General features: G+C 43.2%; 23 protein-coding genes. 18 read left to right on the forward strand and 5 right to left on the reverse strand.

Annotated features, from left to right (window positions below):
- Positions 1–191: 191 nt before the first annotated feature.
- Positions 192–1,361 (reverse strand): FAD-dependent oxidoreductase, encoded by a 1,170-nt coding sequence (locus tag ACSSVW_RS08180; protein ID WP_454179128.1) that lies wholly within the window; start codon positions 1,359–1,361, stop codon positions 192–194.
- A 258-nt stretch (positions 1,362–1,619) separates the two neighbouring features.
- Here ACSSVW_RS08180 and miaB point away from each other — a divergent pair, with 258 nt between their 5' ends.
- From miaB to lnt, 5 genes are read left to right on the forward strand one after another with little or no spacing between them, the layout of a single operon-like run.
- Positions 1,620–3,065, forward strand: a complete 1,446-nt coding sequence (gene miaB, locus ACSSVW_RS08185; protein WP_036967384.1) for a tRNA (N6-isopentenyl adenosine(37)-C2)-methylthiotransferase MiaB — start codon at positions 1,620–1,622, stop codon at positions 3,063–3,065.
- 50 nt (positions 3,066–3,115) lie between these two features.
- Positions 3,116–4,168: a PhoH family protein gene (locus ACSSVW_RS08190; protein ID WP_074989681.1), complete on the forward strand. Its 1,053-nt coding sequence runs from the start codon at positions 3,116–3,118 to the stop codon at positions 4,166–4,168.
- Positions 4,165–4,620 (forward strand): rRNA maturation RNase YbeY, encoded by a 456-nt coding sequence (gene ybeY, locus ACSSVW_RS08195; protein WP_036967379.1) that lies wholly within the window; start codon positions 4,165–4,167, stop codon positions 4,618–4,620. The genes ACSSVW_RS08190 and ybeY overlap by 4 nt, the downstream gene beginning before the upstream one ends.
- A 22-nt stretch (positions 4,621–4,642) precedes the next feature.
- Complete coding sequence (gene corC, locus ACSSVW_RS08200) at positions 4,643–5,527, forward strand: CNNM family magnesium/cobalt transport protein CorC (RefSeq protein WP_036967376.1); 885 nt, start codon at positions 4,643–4,645, stop codon at positions 5,525–5,527.
- Positions 5,508–7,061, forward strand: a complete 1,554-nt coding sequence (gene lnt / locus ACSSVW_RS08205) for an apolipoprotein N-acyltransferase (protein ID WP_454179129.1) — start codon at positions 5,508–5,510, stop codon at positions 7,059–7,061. The genes corC and lnt overlap by 20 nt, the downstream gene beginning before the upstream one ends.
- 135 nt (positions 7,062–7,196) lie before the next feature.
- On the opposite strand, the gene ACSSVW_RS08210 is transcribed toward lnt, so the two are convergent.
- The 3 genes from ACSSVW_RS08210 to ACSSVW_RS08220 all read right to left on the reverse strand — a co-directional run bounded on the left by ACSSVW_RS08210 (position 7,197) and on the right by ACSSVW_RS08220 (position 10,600).
- Entirely contained in the window at positions 7,197–7,673 is a 477-nt protein-coding gene (locus tag ACSSVW_RS08210; RefSeq protein ID WP_454179130.1) for an FKBP-type peptidyl-prolyl cis-trans isomerase, read from the reverse strand.
- Positions 7,670–10,072 (reverse strand): Lon protease family protein, encoded by a 2,403-nt coding sequence (locus tag ACSSVW_RS08215; protein ID WP_065978076.1) that lies wholly within the window; start codon positions 10,070–10,072, stop codon positions 7,670–7,672. The genes ACSSVW_RS08210 and ACSSVW_RS08215 overlap by 4 nt, the downstream gene beginning before the upstream one ends.
- Positions 10,073–10,141: 69 nt before the next feature.
- Positions 10,142–10,600 (reverse strand): zinc ribbon-containing protein, encoded by a 459-nt coding sequence (locus ACSSVW_RS08220; RefSeq protein ID WP_074989684.1) that lies wholly within the window; start codon positions 10,598–10,600, stop codon positions 10,142–10,144.
- Positions 10,601–10,776: 176 nt separating this feature from the next.
- Here ACSSVW_RS08220 and leuS point away from each other — a divergent pair, with 176 nt between their 5' ends.
- From leuS to lipA, 13 genes are all read left to right on the forward strand, one after another.
- A complete protein-coding gene (leuS, locus tag ACSSVW_RS08225; RefSeq protein ID WP_075593703.1) occupies positions 10,777–13,365 on the forward strand; it encodes a leucine--tRNA ligase in 2,589 nt (862 codons plus the stop codon).
- 1 nt (position 13,366) lies between these two features.
- Positions 13,367–13,858 carry an LPS-assembly lipoprotein LptE gene (locus ACSSVW_RS08230; RefSeq protein WP_074989686.1) on the forward strand — a complete coding sequence of 164 codons (492 nt, stop codon included), beginning with the start codon at positions 13,367–13,369 and terminating at the stop codon, positions 13,856–13,858.
- The gene (gene holA, locus ACSSVW_RS08235) at positions 13,858–14,898 is read left to right on the forward strand and encodes a DNA polymerase III subunit delta (protein WP_454179131.1); all 1,041 of its coding nucleotides are present in this window, start codon (positions 13,858–13,860) and stop codon (positions 14,896–14,898) included. Before ACSSVW_RS08230 ends, holA begins: the two co-directional genes overlap by 1 nt.
- A gap of 12 nt (positions 14,899–14,910) precedes the next feature.
- Positions 14,911–15,546, forward strand: a complete 636-nt coding sequence (gene nadD / locus ACSSVW_RS08240) for a nicotinate-nucleotide adenylyltransferase (RefSeq protein ID WP_036967354.1) — start codon at positions 14,911–14,913, stop codon at positions 15,544–15,546.
- A 56-nt stretch (positions 15,547–15,602) separates the two neighbouring features.
- The gene (gene rsfS, locus ACSSVW_RS08245) at positions 15,603–15,920 is read left to right on the forward strand and encodes a ribosome silencing factor (protein WP_036967352.1); all 318 of its coding nucleotides are present in this window, start codon (positions 15,603–15,605) and stop codon (positions 15,918–15,920) included.
- Positions 15,921–15,948: 28 nt separating this feature from the next.
- Positions 15,949–16,419 (forward strand): 23S rRNA (pseudouridine(1915)-N(3))-methyltransferase RlmH, encoded by a 471-nt coding sequence (rlmH, locus tag ACSSVW_RS08250; RefSeq protein WP_036967350.1) that lies wholly within the window; start codon positions 15,949–15,951, stop codon positions 16,417–16,419.
- Between the two features lie 8 nt (positions 16,420–16,427).
- Positions 16,428–18,308, forward strand: a complete 1,881-nt coding sequence (gene mrdA / locus ACSSVW_RS08255; RefSeq protein ID WP_036967349.1) for a penicillin-binding protein 2 — start codon at positions 16,428–16,430, stop codon at positions 18,306–18,308.
- Positions 18,305–19,411, forward strand: coding sequence for a rod shape-determining protein RodA (gene rodA, locus ACSSVW_RS08260; protein WP_036967346.1), 1,107 nt, complete (start codon positions 18,305–18,307; stop codon positions 19,409–19,411). Before mrdA ends, rodA begins: the two co-directional genes overlap by 4 nt.
- Entirely contained in the window at positions 19,411–20,181 is a 771-nt protein-coding gene (locus ACSSVW_RS08265; protein WP_036967342.1) for a septal ring lytic transglycosylase RlpA family protein, read from the forward strand. Before rodA ends, ACSSVW_RS08265 begins: the two co-directional genes overlap by 1 nt.
- Before the next feature lie 54 nt (positions 20,182–20,235).
- Complete coding sequence (locus ACSSVW_RS08270; RefSeq protein WP_036967339.1) at positions 20,236–21,396, forward strand: serine hydrolase; 1,161 nt, start codon at positions 20,236–20,238, stop codon at positions 21,394–21,396.
- 181 nt (positions 21,397–21,577) lie between these two features.
- A complete protein-coding gene (gene ybeD, locus ACSSVW_RS08275; RefSeq protein WP_036967336.1) occupies positions 21,578–21,856 on the forward strand; it encodes a DUF493 family protein YbeD in 279 nt (92 codons plus the stop codon).
- A 19-nt stretch (positions 21,857–21,875) separates the two neighbouring features.
- On the forward strand, positions 21,876–22,529 hold the full coding sequence (lipB, locus tag ACSSVW_RS08280; protein WP_454179132.1) for a lipoyl(octanoyl) transferase LipB: 654 nt from the start codon (positions 21,876–21,878) through the stop codon (positions 22,527–22,529).
- Positions 22,526–23,491, forward strand: coding sequence for a lipoyl synthase (lipA, locus tag ACSSVW_RS08285; RefSeq protein WP_036967331.1), 966 nt, complete (start codon positions 22,526–22,528; stop codon positions 23,489–23,491). The genes lipB and lipA overlap by 4 nt, the downstream gene beginning before the upstream one ends.
- Before the next feature lie 39 nt (positions 23,492–23,530).
- Here the strand turns inward: lipA and ACSSVW_RS08290 are convergent, their stop codons facing one another.
- Complete coding sequence (locus ACSSVW_RS08290) at positions 23,531–24,037, reverse strand: YdcF family protein (RefSeq protein WP_454179133.1); 507 nt, start codon at positions 24,035–24,037, stop codon at positions 23,531–23,533.
- Positions 24,038–24,045 lie beyond the last annotated feature (8 nt).

Genomic DNA, 24,045 nt, shown 5'->3' on the forward strand with positions numbered 1-24,045 from the left:
TTCTAATTTCTAATTTCTAATTTCTAATTTCTAATTTCTAATTTCTAATTTCTAATTTCTAATTTCTAATTTCTAATTTCTAATTTCTAATTTCTAATTTCTCCAAAATTTAATTCATTTTTATTTAGCGCAAAAAAAACAGGCTAATTTTTATTAACCCGTTTCTTTATCGTTTATGTGTATTATTTTGTTTAACTGAGTGTCCCACTAATGGCATATTTTAATACCCAGTTCTTAGCCGGGCCAATATTGTTCGCTAGTTTTAAAAACTTACTACGTGCCCAACTGAGTGGCTGTAGTTCATTTGAGAATCCGAAGTAACAGGCATCCATCATACTCATCATAAGTAAATTAGCGCGACGACGTTTCTTCTCATACTGCTTTAATACCGCATGCTGACCAACATCATCGTGGCCAGCAAGAACCTCAGCCAGTGCAACCACATCTTGAAAACCTAAATTAACCCCTTGACCTGCCAAGGGATTAATAGTGTGTGCTGAGTCGCCAACTAATACTAAACGCCCTTGCGAATAATCATTTGCGTGCTGACGAGCCAATGGAAAAACAGCATGCTCAAGTAACTCAAATTCACCCGGCAACTCAGGAAAATGCGCAATGAGTTGGGCTTTTAGTTGTTCTGTGGAGAGTTTATTCCAACGGTTTAAAACCGACGCGTTGTGGTAACAAATTAAATTTGCATACGGGGCTTGCATAGGCAAAAACGCCACTGGGCCCGTTGGTGTAAATTGTTGCCACGTTTTAACTTGTTGCGGCGCATCCAGTTTAATTAACACACCCATACAGTGTTGACCATATTGCCACCCTGTTACACCTAAGCCAGCTTTGCTACGTAATTGTGATTGTCCACCATCTGCAGCAACCACTAAATCAGCCGTATATTGGGTGTCACCGTAATGAAGCGTGATTGAATCACTCTCTTGGCTTATCTCTGTAACCGGTGTTGTCTGCTCAATGACCTCGATGCCATATTGAGAAAATTGCTGCCAAAGACTCGCTTGAATTAGGCTATTTTCGATTAAATGACCCAGATGTGTTTCACCAATATCATGGCAATCAAACAATAAGTTTTCACCTTGTTGCTGATACGCCTCAAGCTGTTGGTATGGAGCGATACGATTTTGGCGCAATAACGGCATTGCCCCCAGCTCATCAAGTAAGTTTTCTGAAAAACGATTAATAGCCGAAATGCGAATATCCACCTTATCTGAACTGAGAATGTCATCAGCATCGATAAGGTGCTTTTCAATAATAGTGACGTCCCTGCCCTGCTGTGCCAGTTTAACAGCTGTGGCAGCACCTACCATGCCACCACCAACAACAATTACCTTATTTTTCTTCATTTAATAGTCGCTCATTTGGCTATTTGAATACGGCATAAATTGTAACGTAATTCACTAAACTGTGTCAGTGCATTTACGCGTTAAGAATTTTAAAACAGTGACTTGTTTGATTTCACACCACAAAGATAAAAACTATACTTGGATCTGTGCGGGTATCCAGCTAAAATACGCGTCCTTTAAGTCGGCATTAAAGCCGCTTAATCCTGTTTCTAACACATTTTTGTGTCACTACCGAATTGAAAACGAGGCTATATTTCAATGAGTAAAAAGCTGCATATTAAAACCTGGGGTTGTCAGATGAACGAGTACGACTCTCAGAAAATGGCGGATCTACTGGATGCGACTAACGGCTATCAGTTAACTGATGAAGCTGAAGATGCAGATGTGATCTTACTCAACACCTGTTCAATTCGTGAAAAGGCGCAAGAAAAAGTATTCCACCAGCTAGGCCGTTGGAAGCTACTAAAAGACGATAAACCTGACCTTATCATTGGTGTAGGTGGCTGTGTAGCGTCACAAGAAGGTGACTCAATTCGTCAACGTGCGCCGTTTGTCGATGTAATTTTTGGCCCGCAAACGTTACACCGTTTACCAGAGATGATTAAGCAAGTGCAAAGTGGCGACAGTACATCTGTTGTTGACGTATCATTCCCTGAAATCGAAAAGTTCGACCGTTTACCTGAGCCAAAAGCAGAAGGCCCAAGTGCGTTCGTATCGATTATGGAAGGCTGTTCTAAATACTGTACTTTCTGTGTTGTGCCATACACGCGCGGTGAAGAAGTAAGCCGTCCACTTGATGACGTACTACTCGAAGTCGCCCAGCTCGCTGAGCAAGGCGTACGTGAAGTAAACTTACTAGGTCAAAACGTAAACGCTTACCGCGGTGAAACGCATGATGGCGAAATTTGTTACTTCTCTGACCTACTGCGTTATGTTGCCGCGATTGATGGTATTGACCGCATTCGTTACACCACTTCGCACCCAGTAGAGTTTACTCCTGACATCATCGATGCATATGCCGATGTACCAGAGCTTGTCGACCACTTACATTTACCAGTGCAAAGTGGCTCTGACCGTATTCTTAATTTAATGAAACGTGGTCATACAGCTCTAGAGTACAAATCAACGATTCGTAAATTACGTAAAATTCGCCCTAACTTAAGTATGTCTTCTGATTTTATCATTGGTTTCCCTGGCGAAAGCAAAGCAGACTTTGAAGCAACAATGAACCTTATCAATGATATTGGTTTTGATATGAGCTTCAGCTTTATCTACAGTGCACGCCCTGGTACACCAGCAGCTGATTTACCGGACGACGTATCAGAGCAAGAGAAAAAAGAGCGTTTATACCTTTTACAAAACCGTATTACGCAAATGGCACAGCAAATCAGCCGCCAAATGTTTGGCACTGAACAGCGAATCTTAGTTGAAGGTCCTTCTAAGAAGAACCCTATGGAGTTACGTGGCCGTACTGAAAACAACCGTGTGGTTAACTTTGAAGGCCCACATTCAGTGATCGGTCAATTCGTTGATGTACGTATTACTGAAGCGTTGCCAAACTCTTTACGCGGTGAATTAATTCGTACAGAATCAGAAATGAACCTGCGCCGTGATATTGCGCCATCGTCTATTCTTAGTAAAGCAGCCGAAGCAGACGCTGCACAAGCCCCTAACGAAATTGGCGTTGCAACTTTCGTCCCTTAGGGTGAATTTTGGTGCTGGCCCTTGCCAGCACCCATCAATAGGAAGCAATTTTGAGTAATCAATTAAAAACTTTAGAGATTTATTTAGAACCCGCCGACAACAAACGCCTTTCATCTTTATGTGGTCCGTTTGACGAAAACATCAAACAAATTGAACGCCGACTAGGTGTTGAAATTGCCCATCGCGATAATTTTTTTAGAGTCACTGGTAAACTTCACTGTGCAGCAGCCAGTGTCGAAATCTTAAAAAACCTTTATGTTGATACTCAACCAGTTCGTGGTGAAATTGGCGAAATTGAACCCGACGCTGTGCACTTAGCGATTAGCGAATCAAACGCCCTTGATCAAGACGACAACCCGGGCGTTTATGGTAAAGACATGGTGATAAAAACTCGCCGTGGCGTTATTAAACCGCGTAACGATAACCAAGGCGTGTATGTGGCTAATATTCTGCATCACGATATTACCTTTGGTATTGGCCCTGCAGGCACAGGTAAAACCTACCTTGCCGTTGCTGCTGCTGTTGATGCACTGGAGCGTCAAGAAATTCGCCGTATTCTGCTTACTCGCCCTGCCGTTGAAGCAGGTGAAAAACTGGGTTTCTTACCTGGCGACTTGAGCCAAAAAATCGACCCTTATTTACGCCCTCTTTATGATGCATTATTTGAAATGCTCGGCTTCGAGCGCGTTGAAAAACTGATCGAAAAAAATATTATCGAAGTAGCACCGTTAGCGTACATGCGTGGCCGTACATTGAATGACGCATTTATCATCCTTGATGAAAGCCAAAATACCACCGCAGAGCAAATGAAAATGTTCTTAACCCGTATTGGTTTTAATTCTAAGGCCGTTATTACAGGCGATATCACCCAAGTAGATTTACCGCGTGGTGCGCGCTCGGGCCTTCGCCATGCGATTGAGGTACTTAACGGTGTCGATGAAATTAGCTTTAACTTTTTCCAATCACATGATGTGGTACGCCACCCTGTTGTGGCGCGTATTGTTGAAGCCTATGAGCGCAACGATGAAGCTGAACGTTTAAAACGGGCTGAAAAACAACGCGCAAAAGAAGCACAAGCAAACCAACAAGAAGCAAACTCGTGACCGAATTAGATTTACAAATAGCGTGTGAGTTTGACAACTTACCAAGCTTTGAACAATTTCAACTGTGGGCTGATAAAGCCCTCAGTCACTACCGTGAAGATGCTGAACTGACAATTGTGATCAGTGATGAGGCACAAAGCCAACAACTCAATAATGACTACCGTGGTAAAGATAAACCGACTAATGTCTTATCGTTTCCATTTGAAGCCCCCCCTGGTATTGAGTTACCTTTAGTGGGTGATTTAATCATATGTCCAGCTATCGTTTTAGCTGAGTCAATTGAGCAAGAAAAAACCTTTCACGACCATTTTGCCCATATGGTGATCCATGGATGCTTGCATTTACTTGGATTTGACCATATAAAGGACGAAGATGCACTCGAAATGGAAAGCATAGAGAAGCAATTACTTGCCGATCTGAACATTGCTGACCCATATCGAGACGATATTTAAATTTACGGAGCAATTAGACGCAATGAGCGACGACAACTCGCAAACTAGCCAGGGTTCTTCTGGTAAAACGTGGCTGGGCCGCATAGCCCAGATGTTACAAGGGGAACCCCAGAATAGAGAAGAGCTGGTAGAAGTAATTGCCGATGCGCAAGAACGCGACCTTATCGACCCTGAAACAAAAGAAATGATTGAAGGGGTATTAGGTGTGTCAGAACTAAAAGTTCGAGACATCATGATACCACGTTCTCAAATGGTGACGCTTGAAATTGACGCACCATTAGAAGAGCTACTCCCGATGATGGTTGACTCTACACATTCTCGTTTCCCCGTGGTTTGTGAAGATAAAGATCACATCGAAGGTATATTACTCGCAAAGGATTTATTGCCTTTAATTCTAAATAAAGATGAACTATTGCCATCACTACGTGACTATTTACGTCCTGCTATGGTGGTTCCTGAAAGCAAACGAGTTGATACGCTGTTAAATGAGTTTCGTCAACAACGTTATCACATGGCCATCGTTATTGATGAATACGGGGGTGTGTCAGGATTAGTAACCATCGAAGATATTCTCGAAATCATTGTGGGTGAAATAGAAGACGAACACGATGAAGAAGAGGAACAACAAGATATTCGACAAGTTGCGAAACATGTTTACGCAGTTCAAGCTCTAACACCTGTTGATGACTTTAACGAATATTTTAAAACGGGTTACAGCACCTCTGACGCCGATACAATTGGTGGTACGGTTTTACATGCGTTTGGTCATATGCCAAGCCGTGGTGAGACGATAGACATTGAAGGCTTACAATTTAAAGTCACCAATTCTGACAATCGTCGCATCTTACAATTGCAAGTCACCATTCCTAAGGCTGATGATAACGACAGTGAAGAAACTGCTAACTAACCTCTGCGTTCTTGCAAAAGATAAAAAAGCCTGGCTCGCACTTATTGCGGGCCTCTTTTTAACCTTAAGTTACGCCCCCTTTAATCTGTGGCACATTGCCTTTCTTTCTCTTGGTGCACTGCTTTATTGCATCAACCCTCTTGCAAACGGTAAAAACGCAGCAAAGCGCAGCGCAAAATATGGCTTCATCTTTGGTTTAGGGTGGTTTGGTGCCGGTATCAGCTGGGTGCATGTTTCAATAGCCACCTTTGGTGGAATGCCATTAATTGCCTCTCTTGGTTTAATGGTTGTTTTATGCGCCTACCTTGCACTTTATCCAGCGTTAGCTGCTTGGCTTAGTACTCGACTGGCTTCAGGGCCTTATAGTTTTGTGTGCTTATTACTGGCAAGTATTGCGGTCACTGAGTATCTGCGTGGCACGCTACTGACTGGGTTTCCATGGCTTAGTTTTGGCTATACACAAACAGACAGCCCACTAAACTTTTTAGCCCCTGTGATTGGTGAGTTTGGTATCACGCTTATATGTGTATTAATCGCCTTTGCGCTATATCGCTTAATAAGTAAAGACATTAAACCTTTGATAGTCTCTGTCGCCGTGCTCATTGGCTTATATTTTATTGCAGGTAACAGCCCAGTTAAATACCAAGATAAAACGATTAAAACCGTGCTCGTACAAGGTAACATCAAGCAACATTTACGGTTTGAGCCGTCTGAGTTTTGGAATACCATGAGCAAATACCAAGACATGACACGCCTGCATTGGAATGCTGATTTAATCGTTTGGCCTGAAGCCGCCGTGCCTGAACTAGAAGCCCTTGCAACGCAATATTTATCTGGCCTTGACAGTGCCGCGACATTTAATAACACCGCACTTATCACTGGCATTGTTGATTACCAGTACGACACCCGCAATATTTTTAATACCCTCATTGTACTTGGTAAAAAAGAGCCCAGTGACAATGAAGGTCACTATCAGTATTTAGGGCATAACCGCTATCAAAAGCATCAATTGTTACCCATTGGTGAGTTTGTGCCATTTCAAGATTTACTGCGCCCTATCGCCCCTCTATTTGACTTACCAATGTCATCGTTCACCCGTGGTGATGAAGTACAAGATAACTTGCGCGCCAATGGTTTAAATATTTTGCCTGCTATTTGCTACGAAATTGCCTTTGCCGATTTAGTGCGTGGAAACTATAGAAGTGATTCTGATATTTTGTTTACTGTTAGTAATGATGCCTGGTTTGGAGATTCTCATGGCCCGCATCAGCATATGCAAATAGCCCGTATGCGCGCCCTTGAGCTTCAGCGCCCGCTTATTCGCGTAACGAATACCGGTATTAGCGCTGTGTACGACCCTATCGCAAAATCGCAATTGAGCATGCCACAGTTTAAAGCCGATGTGCTTGAAGCGAATATCACCCTAATTCAAGGTGACACGCTATACAGTCGTTTAGGTAATTGGCCGGTATGGCTGGCTGTTTTATTACTAACTGTCATAGGGTTAATAAGAAAAACCAAAGCAAACGCGTAAAGAATACGACTGCGTTTAATTGGAGTGCTATTTTGAGGCTATACTAATGGGTATAGCCTCATTAATCCCGCGGAATTAAATCAAAAAAAGGGCTCCATTTATGAAGCCCTTTCTTTTTTGTCGTTTGGCTGACGCTTACGATTCAATCTTAAGAAGTTCAACCTCAAATATTAGTAACGAGCCTGGCGGAATGCTGCCAACACGTTTACGCCCATAGGCAAGCTGTGGCGGGATATAAAAGGTGAACTTATCGCCTTCGCTCATTAGCTGTAAGCCTTCAGTCCAGCCGGCAATCACTTGGTTTAAACCAAAGCTAATTGGCGAATTGCGTACGACTGAACTGTCAAATACACTGCCATCCATGAGCGTACCATGGTAATGCACTTTCACCTTACTGGTAGCATGTGGCTTAGCTTCATTACCCGCGCTGTGCTCAATTTTGTATTGCAGCCCAGATGCTGTTTCATGAATATCATCAGCTTTACCATTTGTCGCTAAAAAATCAGCGGCCAAAGTTTCATTTTCAAGTGCTTGTAATTTCGCTTTTTTGCTATTTTTAAAAATCAAAAAACAAAATACACCTATGACCAATAAAAGAATTAAGTTAATCATTCCGCTTCCTTTTCATCATCATTATCGCCATTAACAATATCGGCAATGTTTGCAAGTCGGGCTAATGCTAAGGCATTAATAGAGCCGTCTTGATAGCCCTGCTCCGTCATTTCACCCGCGTCTTTGTCCATTAATAGACTTAACGCCTGGTCTACTGTTTCAACGGCATAAATATTAAAGCGGCCTTTTTCAACGGCGTCGAGCACTTCATCATCAAGCACCAGGTTCACTTGGTTTGACTTTGGAATGATCACGCCTTGCTCGCCCGTTAAGCCACGCATTTTACAGAGTTTAAAGAAGCCTTCGATTTTCTCGTTAACACCACCAATAGATTGCACGTCACCATGTTGGTTAATTGAGCCTGTAAGCGCAATTGACTGGCTAATAGGTAAGTTGGTTATTGCCGAGATAAGCGCACAGAGCTCGGCCAGTGACGCACTATCACCGTCGATATAACCGTAACTCTGTTCAATCGCGATATTAGCACTGAGCGTTAAACTAAATTGCTGCGCATATTTGTTACCTAAGTAGCCCGTTAGTAGCATCACCCCTTTTGAGTGAATTGCTTTACCCAGCTCGGCCTCACGCTCAACGTCAATGACCCCATCGGCACCGGCATAAACCGTGGCAGTAATACGTGCAGGCGTACCAAACGATGTATCACCGATATGCAGCACCGTTAAGCCGTTTACTTTACCCACAGCCTGACCTTCGGTAGCAATGAGGATCTGCCCCTCTTTAATATCGCTAAGCATGGTTTCTGAAATTTGCCCAGTACGGTACTGTTTACCAAGAATGGCTTCATCAATGTGGTGCGCATCAATCAGTGTATGTCCATCTTGCTTGGCATAAAAACTGGCTTCGGCCACCAACTCAAGGACATCTGCAAAACGTGCAGACAGCTTATTTTGATGCTCAGCTTGGCGATAACTAAACTTGAGTAAACGTGCCATTGCCGCTTCGTTTGCAGTGCAATTTAAGGTTTTCTCACAGTATTCAGTCACTTTGGTAATAAACTGGTACTGCAACTTATCGCTGCTTGGTAAGTAATAATCAAAGTCAGCAAGCACACGAAACAGCTCAGCAAACTCTTCATCGTACTCACCAATGGTGTAATACAAATCACGTGAACCCAGCAGCACAATTTTTACATCCAGCGGAATAAGCTGCGGACGTAAAGTAAAACTGCTCCCCACTGAACTGTCTTGATACGGTAAGTCGTTCTTAATTTGATGCGTTTTTAAAGACAGTTTTAGGCCATCCCACACTTGTGGATTCGCCATTACTTTTTCAGCGTCCATAATCAAGTAACCGCCATTAGCACGGTGCAGTGCACCCGGCTGAATTGAGCGATAACTGGTTATGAGCGAGCCCTGCGATGTCGCGTATTCAATTTTGCCAAAAATATTGCCAAACGTTGGGTTAGGCTCGTAAACAACAGGCGCTGCATCCCCTTCTTTAAATTCGACTAAAATATTGGGTGCGAAAAAGTCGGTTAGCATGCCCTTGCGGTCAAAATCTTCTTTGTTTTCGTCGTTATCATCATCGTCGAGCCACTCCAGCACCGCATCAATGATTTCTTCACGTATGTCTTTTAAATAACGCAGCACGCCAATATGCGTTGCATATTTGTGCTCGAGCGCTTTAATAAGTGGCTTGGTCGCTAACTCAGCCGTTGATTTTTTAAGATTACGCAGTTTTTCAGATGATTCACGTTTCCAACGCGGTAACTCAATCAGCGCTTCGATTAACGCATCTTCGAGTTTTTCAATCACGTCATAAAATTCAATACGCAATGGCTCTTCGAGTGCCGCAAACTCACTGTCGCTTAATTGCTTACCATTAACCAAAGGCGCAAACCCCACCACGCCATTTTCTTCGATAAGCGCTACACTTTGCTCAAGCGCGGCAATTTCTACTGCGGTTATAGCTGCATCGTAAGTATCGGTGAATTCACGGTCTATTGATTTCTTCTTACGCTGATAACCTGGGTTATCGAATGCAGCTGGGAATGTATCAAGCACTTCATCAATAAATGAATCAATATCATCTGCAAGCTGCTTGCTTTGCCCAGCTTGCATAAACAGCGCGATAGGCTCGCGGTGGTCGTCGTAATTATTGACATACAGCCACTCATTAGGCGTTGGGCGGCCTTTTGAATGGGCTGTTAACTTGTCTTTCACTAAGGTAAAACGACCCAGTGCAGCCTCACCCATAACATAAACATTGTAACCAGGTAGCTCCATACCTAATGAAAAATCGAGCGCACTTTGAGCACGTTGTTGGCCAATAAACGTTAAAGCCTCTGGGTATGGATTATTCATGCATGTAGCAACATGACTGGCGGCAATTTCTGGCGCTAAGGTAGAGACTGGCAATGGGATTAGTTTTTTTGTCATTCTAACTTCTTATTTCCCAGGATTAGCTGGGCATTATGGGTAACGCCCAGCTTTTGCTTGCGTTACAGATTAAGGTTGTAATGCCTTACGGCTAAAGTAAATACCACCGCATTCAGTACAAGGGGTAATTTGAGTAGCATGGTAAACATCGTAACTATGTTGGCAATTTTTACATACTAATGTGCCCATGGCTATCCATTCTCCCTGATGATAGACACCATTGTGCTTAAAATCTTGATTTAGGGCCTGCCATTCTAACTGGGTTTTGTCTTCGATGTGCGATAACTCGTACCAAAGCGACTCTTTTAGTTCAAGCCACGCTAAGGAGTCATAATGTTTATCGTTTTCTTTGATATGATCAATATCGCGTTTAAGGTAGTCGCGATACAGCTCAAGTTTTTCTTTTCCTAGATCTTTAAGTGCCTGCTCAGATTCAACAAACTTCTCCATTGCCTCCTTCAACTCGTGGTCTTTTACATCTTTAAGCCATGCACTTAAATCGCTGAGCCATGTTTTATAATCTGCCATCGTTTACTCCTTCAAAAGTGATGAAAAATCAATACTTACTATAGTTGAGTATAGGTTAACCTGCCCTGAAAGTGATAATTTCGGAAAAGCCCTTATTTGCCGCTGTGATTAGCCTGTATTTTGGGTTATCCTTAGCGACAATTTTTTATCAATTTGCAAGAAGTCTGGAATCGTAGATGCAAGAGCAATATAACCCGCAAGACATAGAGTCAAAAGTACAAGCCTACTGGGATGAAAACCAAGTATTTAAAGTCACTGAAGATGAGAGCAAAGAAAAGTATTACTGCTTATCAATGTTCCCATACCCAAGCGGCCGACTGCATATGGGTCACGTTCGTAACTACACTATTGGTGACGTAGTATCACGTTTCCAACGCTTGCAAGGTAAAAACGTAATGCAACCTATGGGTTGGGATGCGTTTGGTCTTCCAGCTGAAAATGCCGCAATTAAAAATAATACGGCACCGGCTAAATGGACATACGAAAACATTGACTACATGCGTAACCAATTAAAGCAATTAGGCTTTGGTTATGACTGGGATCGCGAAATCGCGACGTGCCACCCAGAGTACTACAAATGGGAACAATGGTTCTTCACTAAGCTTTATGAAAAAGGCTTAGTATACAAAAAGATGTCAACAGTAAACTGGGATCCAGTTGACCAAACAGTGCTTGCCAACGAGCAAGTAATTGATGGTCGTGGCTGGCGTTCAGGTGCGATTGTTGAGCAAAAAGAAATTCCACAATGGTTCATCAAAATCACTGATTATGCTCAAGAGCTTTTAGATGATTTAGATAAACTTGATCACTGGCCTGAGCAAGTTAAAACCATGCAACGCAATTGGATTGGTCGTTCTGAAGGCTTAGAAATTGAATTCAAACGTGCCGACAACGATGACACATTCCGTGTTTACACAACACGCCCAGATACCTTTATGGGTGTGACTTACGTTGCTGTAGCAGCCGGTCACCCAATTGCACAAGAAGCGGCTAAAAATAGCGATGCTGTTGCGATGTTTGTTGATGAGTGTAAAAACACCAAAGTTGCTGAAGCCGACATGGCAACCATGGACAAAAAAGGCATTGCAACTGGCTTTTACGCAATCCATCCATTAACAGGCAAGCAAGTCCCTATTTGGGTCGCTAACTTTGTACTCATGGACTACGGTTCAGGTGCGGTAATGGCGGTGCCTGCGCATGACCAACGTGACTACGAGTTTGCAAGTACTTACGGCCTAGAAATTACGCAAGTTATTGCACCAGCAGCTGGCAGCGAAGATACGGTTGACCTTGCAAATCAAGCTTTCACAGAAAAAGGCGTGTTAGTAAACTCAGGTGAGTTTGATGGTCTAGAGTTTGATGCGGCATTTAATGCGGTAGCAGACAAGTTAGAAGCACTGGGCGTTGGTGAGCGTAAAGTAAACTTCCGTTTACGTGACTGGGGCGTGAGCCGTCAGCGTTACTGGGGTTCTCCAATCCCTATGTTAAGCGACGAAAATGGCCAAGAGATTGCCGCTACTGAAGACATGTTACCAGTACGCTTACCTGAAGATGTGGTTATGAATGGTGTTACATCGCCAATCAAAGCGGATCCTGAATGGGCTAAAACAACCGTAAATGGCGTACCTGCATTTCACGAAACTGATACATTCGATACCTTTATGGAATCATCGTGGTACTACGCACGTTACTGTAGCCCTCGTTTTGACGAAGGAATGATTGAGCCTGGCGCTGCAAACTACTGGTTACCTGTAAACCAATACATCGGTGGTATTGAGCATGCGATTTTACACTTACTTTACTCTCGCTTTTTCCACAAACTATTACGTGATTTTGGCTTAGTTAACTCTGACGAGCCATTCGAGCGTTTGCTGTGCCAAGGCATGGTATTAGCAGAAACGTTCTATCGTAAAGATGAGAAAGGCGGTGATGTGTGGATATCACCAACCGACGTACAAACTGAAACTGACGAAAAAGGTCGTGTGACAAAAGCATGGCATAAAGTAGATGGTGAGCCGGTATTCTCTGCAGGCATGAGTAAAATGTCGAAATCGAAAAACAACGGTATCGACCCACAACAAGTTATTGCCGAATACGGTGCCGATACGGTACGTTTATTCATGATGTTCACAGCACCTCCAGAGCAAACTCTTGAATGGTCTGATTCAGGTGTAGAAGGCGCAATGCGTTTCTTAAAACGTGTTTGGAAATACGCAGTCGATGTTGAAACCGTAGGTTATCAAGCACTTGATAAAGCCGCTTTAAGCAACGATCAAAAAGTACTTCGTCGTGAGCTTCATAAAGCCATTGCAAAAGTGACCGATGATGTTGAGCGCCGTCAAACGTTCAACACAGCAATTGCTGCCATTATGGAACTTTCAAACAAGTTATTAAAAGCGCCACTTGCTGATAAACAAGATGTCGCGATAGCAAACGAAGCGCTTGAAGCATTACTTATCATGCTTGCACCTATTACGCCGCACATGTGTCATCAACTATGGCAAGACCTTGGCAAAGAAGGTGACATCTTAGATGCTTCTTGGCCAACCGTGGATGAGTCGGCACTTGTTGAAGATGAAAAGCTAATCATCGTACAAGTTAACGGCAAGCTTCGTGCTAAGTTAACAGTGCCAGCAGATGCCACTAAAGAGCAAGTTGAAGCCCTCGCCTTCGCCGAAGATAATGTGACTAAATTCACAGACGGCGTGACAATCCGTAAAGTAATTTACGTACCAGGCAAGCTTCTGAATGTGGTTGCTAACTAAGATGGCAGCGCTTCATGCACTGAAAAACAGACTAGCTTTAGTGCTAGTCTGTTTACTGGTAACAAGCTGTGGCTTTCATTTAAAGAAAGCCTCTAACTTACCGGATGACTTAAAGGTGATCTCGCTGATTGGAGATGACGAAAAATCAACTCTGTTCGAGTTAGTCGAAAAAGAGCTAATAGCCAGTAAAGTAGAATTTGACCACGGCGACAGTTCAACGCCTGAGCTCACTATTCACAAAGACCGCTTAGAGCGTCAAATATTGTCGTTATTTGATAATGGTCAGGTCGCAGAATATGAGCTTGCTTATAGTGTCAGTTACACCCTTAAACGCCCAGGCCAAGAAGCAGTTAACCAACGTTTTGAGCTGTATCGTAACTATCAAGACGATCCTGATAACGCACTTGCAAAAGCCAAAGAACTTGAGCTGCTGCTGAGTGAAATCAGAAAGCAAGCAAGCCGCCGTATTGTTAGAGAGTTATCGCAACTGTAATGCGTTGTTATGCGAATCAACTCACCAGCCAACTAAAAAAAGGCCTCGCCCCTTTCTACATGGTGTTTGGTGAGGAGCCCTACCAAATAGCGGAATGCGTATCACAGATACGTCAAGCAGCTAAACAGCACGGTTTTGACGAAGTCATCAAATTCACATTGATGCAGGGCATTGATTGGCAAGAGATTATTGCTCAATATCAAAGTATGTCACTGTTCAGTGCACGCACCCTGATTGAATTTGATTTAAACGAGCAAAAACCGGGCAGCACGGGCAGTCAAATATTTAAACAGCTTACTGAGCTGGTCAATGATGACACTATTTTAGTGTTAAAAGGCGCCAAAGCCAGCCAAGATATCCAGCGTAGCGCTTGGTTTAAAGCACTCGATAAACAAGGCATCTTTGTGCCTTGTTATCCGCTAACAGGCAATCACCTAACCCGCTGGTTAGATGAGCAATGTTATCGTTTAAATTTAAACCTGCATAACAATGCTAAACAAAGCCTCATAGAAGCAACTGAAGGCAACCTGCTTGCGTGTCATCAAGAGCTTGAAAAGCTCTCACTGCTTTATGGCAGTGACCTAGTTGACCAACAAGCCGTGATGCAAGGGCTGCTCAATCAATCAAAGTTTGATATTTTCGATTTGAGCGATGCATTACTCAAAGGTCACGCTGAGCAAGCAGTCAAAGTCATGACCAAACTCGCTGCGGATAATACCGAAGCCATGAGTATTTTTTGGGCTATTAATAAAGAAGCCAGCAACCTACTTGCTATGCAGCATGCCAGACTAACGGGCGCCAATATGACTGACTTATACAAGCAGTTTAATATTTGGAAGAATCAACAAGCGACAATCCAACACGCGCTGAATCGTTTAAACAGCAAAGTACTTGAGCAAATAATTAAACAACTCGCTCAATTTGATGCCGCTTACAAACAAGGTAACTTAATTGCCCCTTATCAAGCGTTGACTCATATTTGTTTAGTGTTTTGTCAGCCGTTATCAATCCCCTTACCTTGTCATCCACATTCTGACTGAGAGTCGTAACTGATGATTGCTATTTTCGGTGGCACGTTTGATCCCATTCACTTAGGCCATTTAAATATGGCTGAACAGTGTGTTAAACAGTGCCAATTGAATACCCTCTATTTTATGCCTTGCGCTATCCCCGCTCATAAAGCAAAACCGGGGATAAGCGACGAGCATCGGATTAATATGCTCAAGCTTGCGATAGCGTCTAACCCGCAATTTGCCATCGACTACAGAGAGCTTAACCGCAGCGGTGCATCGTATTCATTACTGAGCTTAAAAGAGCTTCGCAGCGAACACCCGACCGCCCCTATTCTGTTTTTAATCGGCATGGATTCGTTTAATAACTTAGATAAATGGTATCAATGGCAAGAAATAGTCACACTGTGCCATATCGTGGTGTATCAGCGCCCTGGCCAAATATGCCATGTTGAGGGTGAACTGGCCGCTTACAAAGCCGATGCGTTGACTGACAAACTCGCGCAACTAAAACAATCACCTGCTGGCAAGTTATTCTTTTTAAATGGCTTACAAGTAGATGCTGCATCGAGTCAGATTCGAAAACAATTATATTTAAATGATCAGGCCGCGGAACTTTTACCCGCTAGCGTCAGTCAATACATTGCGCAGCATCATCTTTACCAAACAGATGAATAAATACTATCTGCGTGATAAAATAACACATTACGATTATTTACTTTTGAGAAAACACTTTGGATTCTAAACAACTACTCGCATTTGCCCTTGATAAAGTCGACGATATGAAAGCCCGTGACGTGGTACAACTTGATGTTCGTGGAAAATCTGACATTACTGACTACATGGTGGTGTGTTCAGGTAATTCTAAACGCCACGTTCAGTCTATTGCTGATCATGTCGCGAAAGAAGCACGCCATGCTGGTGAAGAGCCACTCGGGTACGAAGGCCAAAATGAAGGTGAATGGGTACTGGTAGACCTGGGTGATGTGGTTGTGCATGTAATGCAAGACCAAACTCGCGACTTCTATGATCTAGAAAAACTTTGGGGTTAACCCTTAGCAAGGACATAGGTAAAGCATTTTGAAGATACAATTGATTGCCGTTGGCACGAAAATGCCAGCATGGGTAGAAACAGGGTTTACGGAATATCAACGCCGGTTTCCGCGTGATATGCCGTTAGAACTCATTGAAATCCCAGCAGGAAAGCGTGGTAAAAATGCGGATATCAAACGTATTTTACAACTTGAAGGTGAAAAGACATTGGCGGCTATCCCCAAAGGAAACCGCATTGTTACACTTGAAGTAACCGGTAAGCCGATGGATACGCATCAGCTCGCTAAAAGTATGGAAAAATGGCAGCTTGATGGCCGAGATGTCAGCCTACTGATTGGCGGTCCTGAAGGGCTTGCACCTGAGTGTATAGCAGCCTCAGAGCAAAAATGGTCTTTATCGAACCTAACGCTACCGCATCCTTTGGTGCGTATTATTGTTGCTGAAAGCCTTTATCGTGGCTGGAGCTTAAATAACAACCACCCTTATCATCGCGAGTAGTAAAGCCCATGCGAAAACACAGACCCACCATTCGAGACCACTCGGCTGAAGCAAATTTATTTGCCCGTCGAGCATTTGTGGGTTTTGTGTTTGTTACCCTGCTTATTGGTGTCTTGTTATCAAATTTATATAACATTCAGGTTATTGATCACCAAGACTATCAAACACGTTCAAACGACAACCGCATAAAAGTAATACCAATTGCGCCTAATAGAGGCTTGATTTACGACAGAAATGGGGTGTTACTTGCCGAGAACAAGCCCGTTTACAACCTTGAAGTCATTCCTGAAGAAGTTGATGATCTTGACAAAGCACTGGCTGCTGTTGAGCAACTAATTACGATAAGCGAACAACAAAAAGCCGACTTTTTAGACGATATCAAACATAATCGCCGCTTTAAAAGCCAAGTGCTTAAAGCACGGTTAAACGAAACCGAAGTAGCCACGTTTTCAGTAAACCAACATAAATTTCCAGGGTTCAGTATTGAAGCGCGTTTAGCACGCTATTACCCGTATGGCGATACACTCACTCATGCCTTAGGTTATGTTGCCAAGCTAAACAAAAAAGAACTCACTAAACTTGAAGCCGAAGACCAAGCAACGAATTACCGCGCCACTCATGACATTGGTAAGCTTGGTATCGAAAAATACTATGAAGAGTTACTACACGGTGTTGTTGGCTCACAACGCGTTGAAGTAAACAACCGTGGTCGCGTTATCCGTACTCTCAGTCTGACTCCGCCAGAGCCGGGCCATGACTTAGTGTTAACCTTGGACATTGGCTTGCAACAAATAGCCCAGCATGCCTTAAAAGACATGCGTGGCGCAGTGGTCGTGCTTGATGCAAAAGATGGGGGCGTGCTGGCAATGTATTCAAACCCAAGTTATGACCCAAACTTATTTGTGCATGGCATTAGCAGTAAAAACTACAAAGAATTATTAAATCCAGACCGCCCACTTATTAACCGTACTACGCAGGGTCGCTATGCTCCGGCATCGACGGTTAAGCCCCATATGGCCATTTTAGCCCTCGAAGAAGGTTTGGTAACAGAACAAACACAGATGTGGGATCCGGGCTTTTTCCAAATTCCGAATGTTGAACACAAATGGCGTGACTGGAGACGTTGGGGCCATGGTCATGTCGATGTTTACAAAGCGATTGAGGAGTCATGTGATACCTACTTTTACGATGTTGCCTACCGACTAGGCATCACTAAAATCAGTGACTTTATGACTCAATTTGGCTTTGGCGAGCTCTCTGGTATTGATATTCATGAAGAAACAACGGCAATTATGCCATCTAAAGAATGGAAAGAAGCCCGTTTCAGAGAATCATGGTGGCGAGGCGATACAATCTCGGTGGGTATCGGACAAGGTTATTGGACCGCGACCCCGATGCAAATAGCCAATGCAACTAACATTTTGGTTAATAAAGGCATTGATCATCCACCTCACCTTGTGCAAGTAGCCAAAAAAGAAAACGAAGTAACGCAAATCAATAATGATGAAAAGCCCCCTGTACAACTTAAAAACCCACATCATTGGCAAATAGCCCTCGATGCAATGCACAACACAGTGCATAAAGTAACCGGTACAGCACACAAAGCGTTTAAAGGTGCAACCTATGACCCAGCCGGTAAAACCGGAACGGCGCAGGTAGTCAGTATTGCTCAAGGCGAGCGATATGATGCAGAATCACTCAAAGAACGCCAACGAGATAACGCAATATATGTTGGCTTTGCCCCTTATAATGACCCACAAATTGTGGTGTCGGTGGTCGTCGAAAATACCGGTGGGGGAAGTACTGTTGGTGCGCCAATTGCGCGCCAATTAATGGATTACTACTTTTCTGCTAACCCTATAAAACTTGCTCAAAGTGATGCGCCATGATCCCATTAAATAAAAAACGCTCGATTTGGCAGCGCCTTCATCTTGATGTACCTTTACTGATTGCGCTCATGCTCATGATGGTCGCAAGCCTTGCTATTGTATACAGTGCCAGTGGTCAAGATTCTGCGATGATGATCCGCCATGCTACACGTATGTTTGGTGCTGTACTGGGCATGTTTATTCTGGCGCAGTTTTCACCGAATACCTTAAAAAGCATGGTCATTCCTCTGTATTGCTTGGGCTTATTAATGCTCGTTGGCGTGTTATTCTTTGGTGTCAGCTCCAAAGGAGCGCAACGTTGGCTTAATTTAGGTATCACGCGTTTCCAGCCTTCCGAATTAATGAAGATAGCCGTGCCAATGATGGTTGCCTGGTACATTGGCCGTAATCACCTGCCACCACGCGCGATTCATTTAATCATTGGTTTTGTAATTGTGATGGTGCCGACCATTTTAATTAAAGAACAACCAGACCTAGGAACGTCAATCTTAATTGCCAGTTCAGGTATATTTGTGTTGTTTTTATCAGGCTTAAGCTGGCGCTTAATTGGCTTTTTCTCAGCCGTTGTTGCACTCGCTGCATGGCCATTTTGGCATTACGGAATGCATGACTATCAACGTCAGCGAGTACTCACCTTTTTAGACCCAGAAAGTGACCCTTTAGGCTCGGGTTATCACATTATTCAATCAAAAATAGCCATTGGTTCCGGGGGAATTGAAGGTAAAGGCTGGTTGCAAGGGACCCAATCGCAACTTGAGTTTTTACCCGAACGCCATACTGACTTTATCTTTTCGGTACTCAGTGAAGAATTTGGTCTATTTGGTGTTTGTTTACTGCTGTGCATGTATTTATTTATTATTGGTCGTGGCTTGTACATTGCCGTAAATGCACAAGACGCATTTGGTAAACTACTCGCTGGAGCCTTAACCCTGACTTTCTTTGTCTATGTGTTTGTGAATATAGGAATGGTTTCTGGCCTATTACCTGTCGTTGGTGTCCCCTTACCCTTAATTAGTTACGGGGGGACTTCTATGGTGACCCTGATGGCTGGATTTGGCATTATTATGTCTATCGCCACCGATAAAAGGATGCTGTTAAAATAATGACCCACTTAATAAATGCCCTTTTAATCGCGCTTATCTGTGTTGTGCTCAGCGCATGTAGCTCACCGTCGTCACAACAAGGGCGCTATGCAATGCAGCATGATGCAGCGCCACTGCGAACACCGACAGAACTTGAAATGCAAGATGCTGTGGTCACTGCTGTTATCAAAAGCGCCAGTGCAAGCCGCCCCTACGAGGTGAGAGGAAAGCGCTACACGCCCATGCTAGATGAAACGGGCTACTCAGAAGAAGGCATCGCTTCTTGGTATGGTCGAAAATTTCACAACTACCACACTTCGAACGGCGAAATATACGATATGTTTGCCATGACTGCAGCTCACAAAACACTGCCGCTGCCAAGTTTTGCTCGCGTCACGAATTTAGATAACGGCAAATCAGTGATTGTGCGTGTTAATGATCGCGGCCCTTTTCATGACGATAGACTGATCGATTTATCTTATTCTGCAGCATATAAGCTTGGCTACTATCGTCAAGGTACAGCCCGTGTTAAGGTTGAAGCCATTACACTTGCAAATTCTGCCCCTCGTTTAAGTTACATACAGGTTGCAGCGGGAAGTACTCTTTCTAATGTCGAAGCGCTCGCGTTTCAACTTCGCCAGCAATACCATGTGCCAACAAACATTGTTGAAAAAGACGGGATCTATCGTCTGCGTCTAGGGCCAATTAAAGATGCTGCAGAAGCACAATCCGTTTTAGATAAATTAAAACAAAACCAATTTCAGAACGCGTTCTTGCTTTACAGTGAGTAAGACCTTTAGAATAGGTTAACGCGACATGTTTAACTTCAACCATTAATGAGTACGATGAAATCTATAAAATATAAAATCTTAAGTGGCGTTTGTGGCCTTGTTTGCACTGCTAGCGTATTTTCTGCAACAGCCCAAATCATCCCCGCCCCACCTCAAGTTAATGCTAAAGGTTACTTTTTGGTTGATTTCACCACAGGAAAAGTAATTGCCGAAGGCGAAGCTGATACAAAACTAGCACCAGCAAGTCTGACCAAAATGATGACCAGTTATGTCATTGGTACAGAAATTAAAGCAGGTAATATCTCACCGACCGATATGGTAACAGTGAGCGAAAAAGCATGGGCAAAGAACTTCCCAGAGTCATCAAAAATGTTTATCGAAGTGGGTAAACAAATCAGTGTTGATGATCTTAACCACGGTATCATAATCCAATCAGGAAATGATGCGTGCGTAGCAATGGCAGAGCACATTGCAGGCAGCGAAAGTGCATTTGCTGATTTAATGAATGCCCATGCTGAAAAACTAGGCATGAGCAACAGTCACTTTGTTAATAGCCATGGTTTAGATACCAACGAGCACTTTACCACGCCACGTGATATGGCAACATTAGGCGCTGCACTTATCCGTGACGTACCTGATGAATATGAAGTTTATGCAAAAAAATCATTTACTTATAACGGCATTAAACAATACAACCGTAACTCATTGTTATGGGATGAGAGCTTAAACGTAGACGGGATTAAAACAGGCCATACCTCAGAAGCGGGTTATAGCTTAGTTACCTCAGCAACCAAAGATGATATGCGTTTAATTGCTGTTGTAATGGGAACTGAAAGCGAGCGTGCACGTAAGGTAGAAAGTAAAAAACTACTTAACTACGGTTTCCGTTTCTTCGAAACAATCACACCCTATAAAGCAGGTGACAGTTTTGCAGAGCAACGTATTTGGATGGGTAATAAAGAAAACGTATCGTTAGGTATTTTAGAAGATACACCCATTACTATCCCACGCGGTCAACGTAAAAACTTAAAAGCGAACTTTGAGCTGGATAAAACCTTAGAAGCCCCACTGGCGAAAGGCACTAAAGTAGGCACACTTTTCTTACAGCTTGAAGGTGAAGAAATTGCGCAATATCCACTTGTTACCTTAGAAGAAGTGGAAGAAGGTAGCTTCTTTAGCAAAATTTACGATTACTTACGTTTACAAATAATGTAAACCCGTAAAAAAGATTATAAACGCCTTGCACTGCAAGGCGTTTTTTTTTGCCTGAAAAATGATAGAATGCGCCCCATATCAGTCGCGCTGGGTCGAGTGCGTCGTAATCCAGTTTGCTTAACGCCAAGAAATGGCAAAGAAAACGTCTATTAAGCAGACCATTGTTTGAGGAGTCACCGTCGTGGTTCAACCTGTAAAAGATACTAAGTTTGACGAGTATTTAGATTTCCCTTGCCCATTCACATTTAAAATCATGGGCTTAGCTAATGTAAATCTGACAGATCAGATCCTAGAAAAGCTGCAACCCATTGCACCGGGCGATTACGCACCTAAGATCAAACCAAGCAGTAAAGGGAATTATGAGTCAGTCACACTTGTTGCTACGGTAACAAGCAAAGAGCACATCGAAGAAATCTATAACGTGATCAGCAACATCGATGACGTACGTCATATGCTATAGACTGATTACGGAGTAAGTCGTGAGCGAGAGAGAATTAATCGTTCGCCAATTAGGGCGACAGCGTTACATGCCAATTTGGCAAAAAATGCAATCATTTACCGATACCCGCGATGAGTACACAGCTGATGAAATTTGGCTTGTGGAACACGAACCTGTTTTTACACAGGGTCAGGCAGGTAAGGCAGAGCACCTTTTAAACACCGGTGATATTGAAGTGATTCAAGTAGACCGAGGTGGTCAAGTGACCTATCACGGACCGGGTCAACAAATGATGTACGTGCTGTTTAACCTTCGCCGTTTAAATATTGGCGTTCGTGAACTCGTCACTTGGTTGGAAGAGTGTATTATCGATACACTTAAAGATTATGATATTGAAGCCTATGCAAAGGCGGATGCACCTGGCGTTTATGTTAACGACAGTAAAGTTGCATCGTTAGGCTTACGCGTTCGTCGCGGCTGCTCTTTCCATGGTTTAGCACTGAATGTAAATATGGACCTAAGCCCATTTTTACGTATCAATCCATGCGGTTATGCTGGTATGAACATGGTGCAGACAACCGATCTCAATGGCCCACAGAACCTAGAGCAAGCAGGTTCAGGGCTTATTAAACACATGATTAAAAAGCTTAATGCTACTGTGGTTAAGCACACTGAAGGGTTTGAAAACGAATGAATAAACCAGTCAAAATGGAACCAGGCGTAAAACTGCGTGATGCTGAGAAAATGGCGCTGATCCCAGTGAAAGTTTTACCAACAGAAAAAAACGAAATGTTACGTAAGCCAGAATGGCTTAAAATTCGTTTACCAAAATCAACAGAGCGTATTGATGGTATTAAAAGTGCCATGCGTAAACACGGCTTACACTCTGTGTGTGAAGAAGCATCGTGCCCTAACCTATCAGAATGCTTTAATCACGGTACAGCAACCTTTATGATTCTTGGTGCAATTTGTACGCGTCGCTGCCCGTTTTGTGATGTTGCGCATGGGCGTCCATTAAAGCCTGATGCGGCAGAACCAGAAAAACTAGCTCTAACGATTAAAGATATGAAGTTAAGCTATGTTGTTATTACGTCTGTTGACCGTGATGACCTACGTGATGGCGGTGCACAACACTTTGCTGACTGTATTCGTGAAATTCGTAAGCATAACCCAAATATCACCATTGAAATTCTAGTACCTGATTTTCGTGGCCGTATGGACAGAGCGCTTGATATCTTAATTGAAACGCCGCCAGATGTGTTTAACCACAACTTAGAAACGGCACCACGATTATACAAACTAGCGCGTCCGGGGGCTGATTATAAATGGTCATTAGAGCTACTTCGTCGCTTTAAAGAAGCGCACCCAGAAGTGAAAACAAAGTCTGGCCTAATGGTCGGTCTAGGCGAAGAAATCAGTGAGATTGAAGAAGTATTACGCGATTTACGTGAACATAACGTAGATATGCTCACAGTAGGCCAATACTTACAGCCTTCAAAGCACCACTTACCGGTTAAACGCTACGTGCCACCAGCCGAGTTTGATGGCTTAAAAGCTTATGCTGACGAAATTGGCTTCACACATGCTGCATGTGGCCCATTTGTTCGCTCAAGCTACCATGCTGATCAACAGGCAGCAGGTAAAGAAGTTAAATAACACTTCTTATTAAACATTTAAAAGCCGCGCTATAAAATTTTATAGCGCGGCTTTTTTGTAGCTTAAAATATTTTGCTCTTCTCTTAACATTGCCTGCTGTTCATGAGCACGTAACAAAGCAAGCTCCTCAGCTGGTAAAGGCGTGACTGCAGGCACACACTCAAATTCCATCAAAGGCATAATGTGTCGAAAAACATAATGAACACGTTCAATATGAAACTCAGAGCTGACTAATAGTACTTTTTTAATCTCTGCACGGTCTAAAATAGGCTGTGCAAGTGTCGCATCTTCAAAGGTAAAACGGCTTGGGGCATGCGCCAAAAAGCGAGATACTGGAATACCTTGTTTAACTAAATAACGCTTGGTTAATTCGCCATGCGGATACGCACTTTTATTAAAGCTGCCAAAGCCACCTGTACACAATAGACTTGCATGTTGATGATCGCGAAAAACGGCGTAGGCTTTATCACAGCGTGCTTTTGCAATAACAGATAATCTGCCGTCAGGTTTATTTGGAGCGCCTAATACTACAATTGCCGTTTTCATCAGAAATA

This window comes from Pseudoalteromonas sp. MBR-15 (assembly GCF_053628915.1).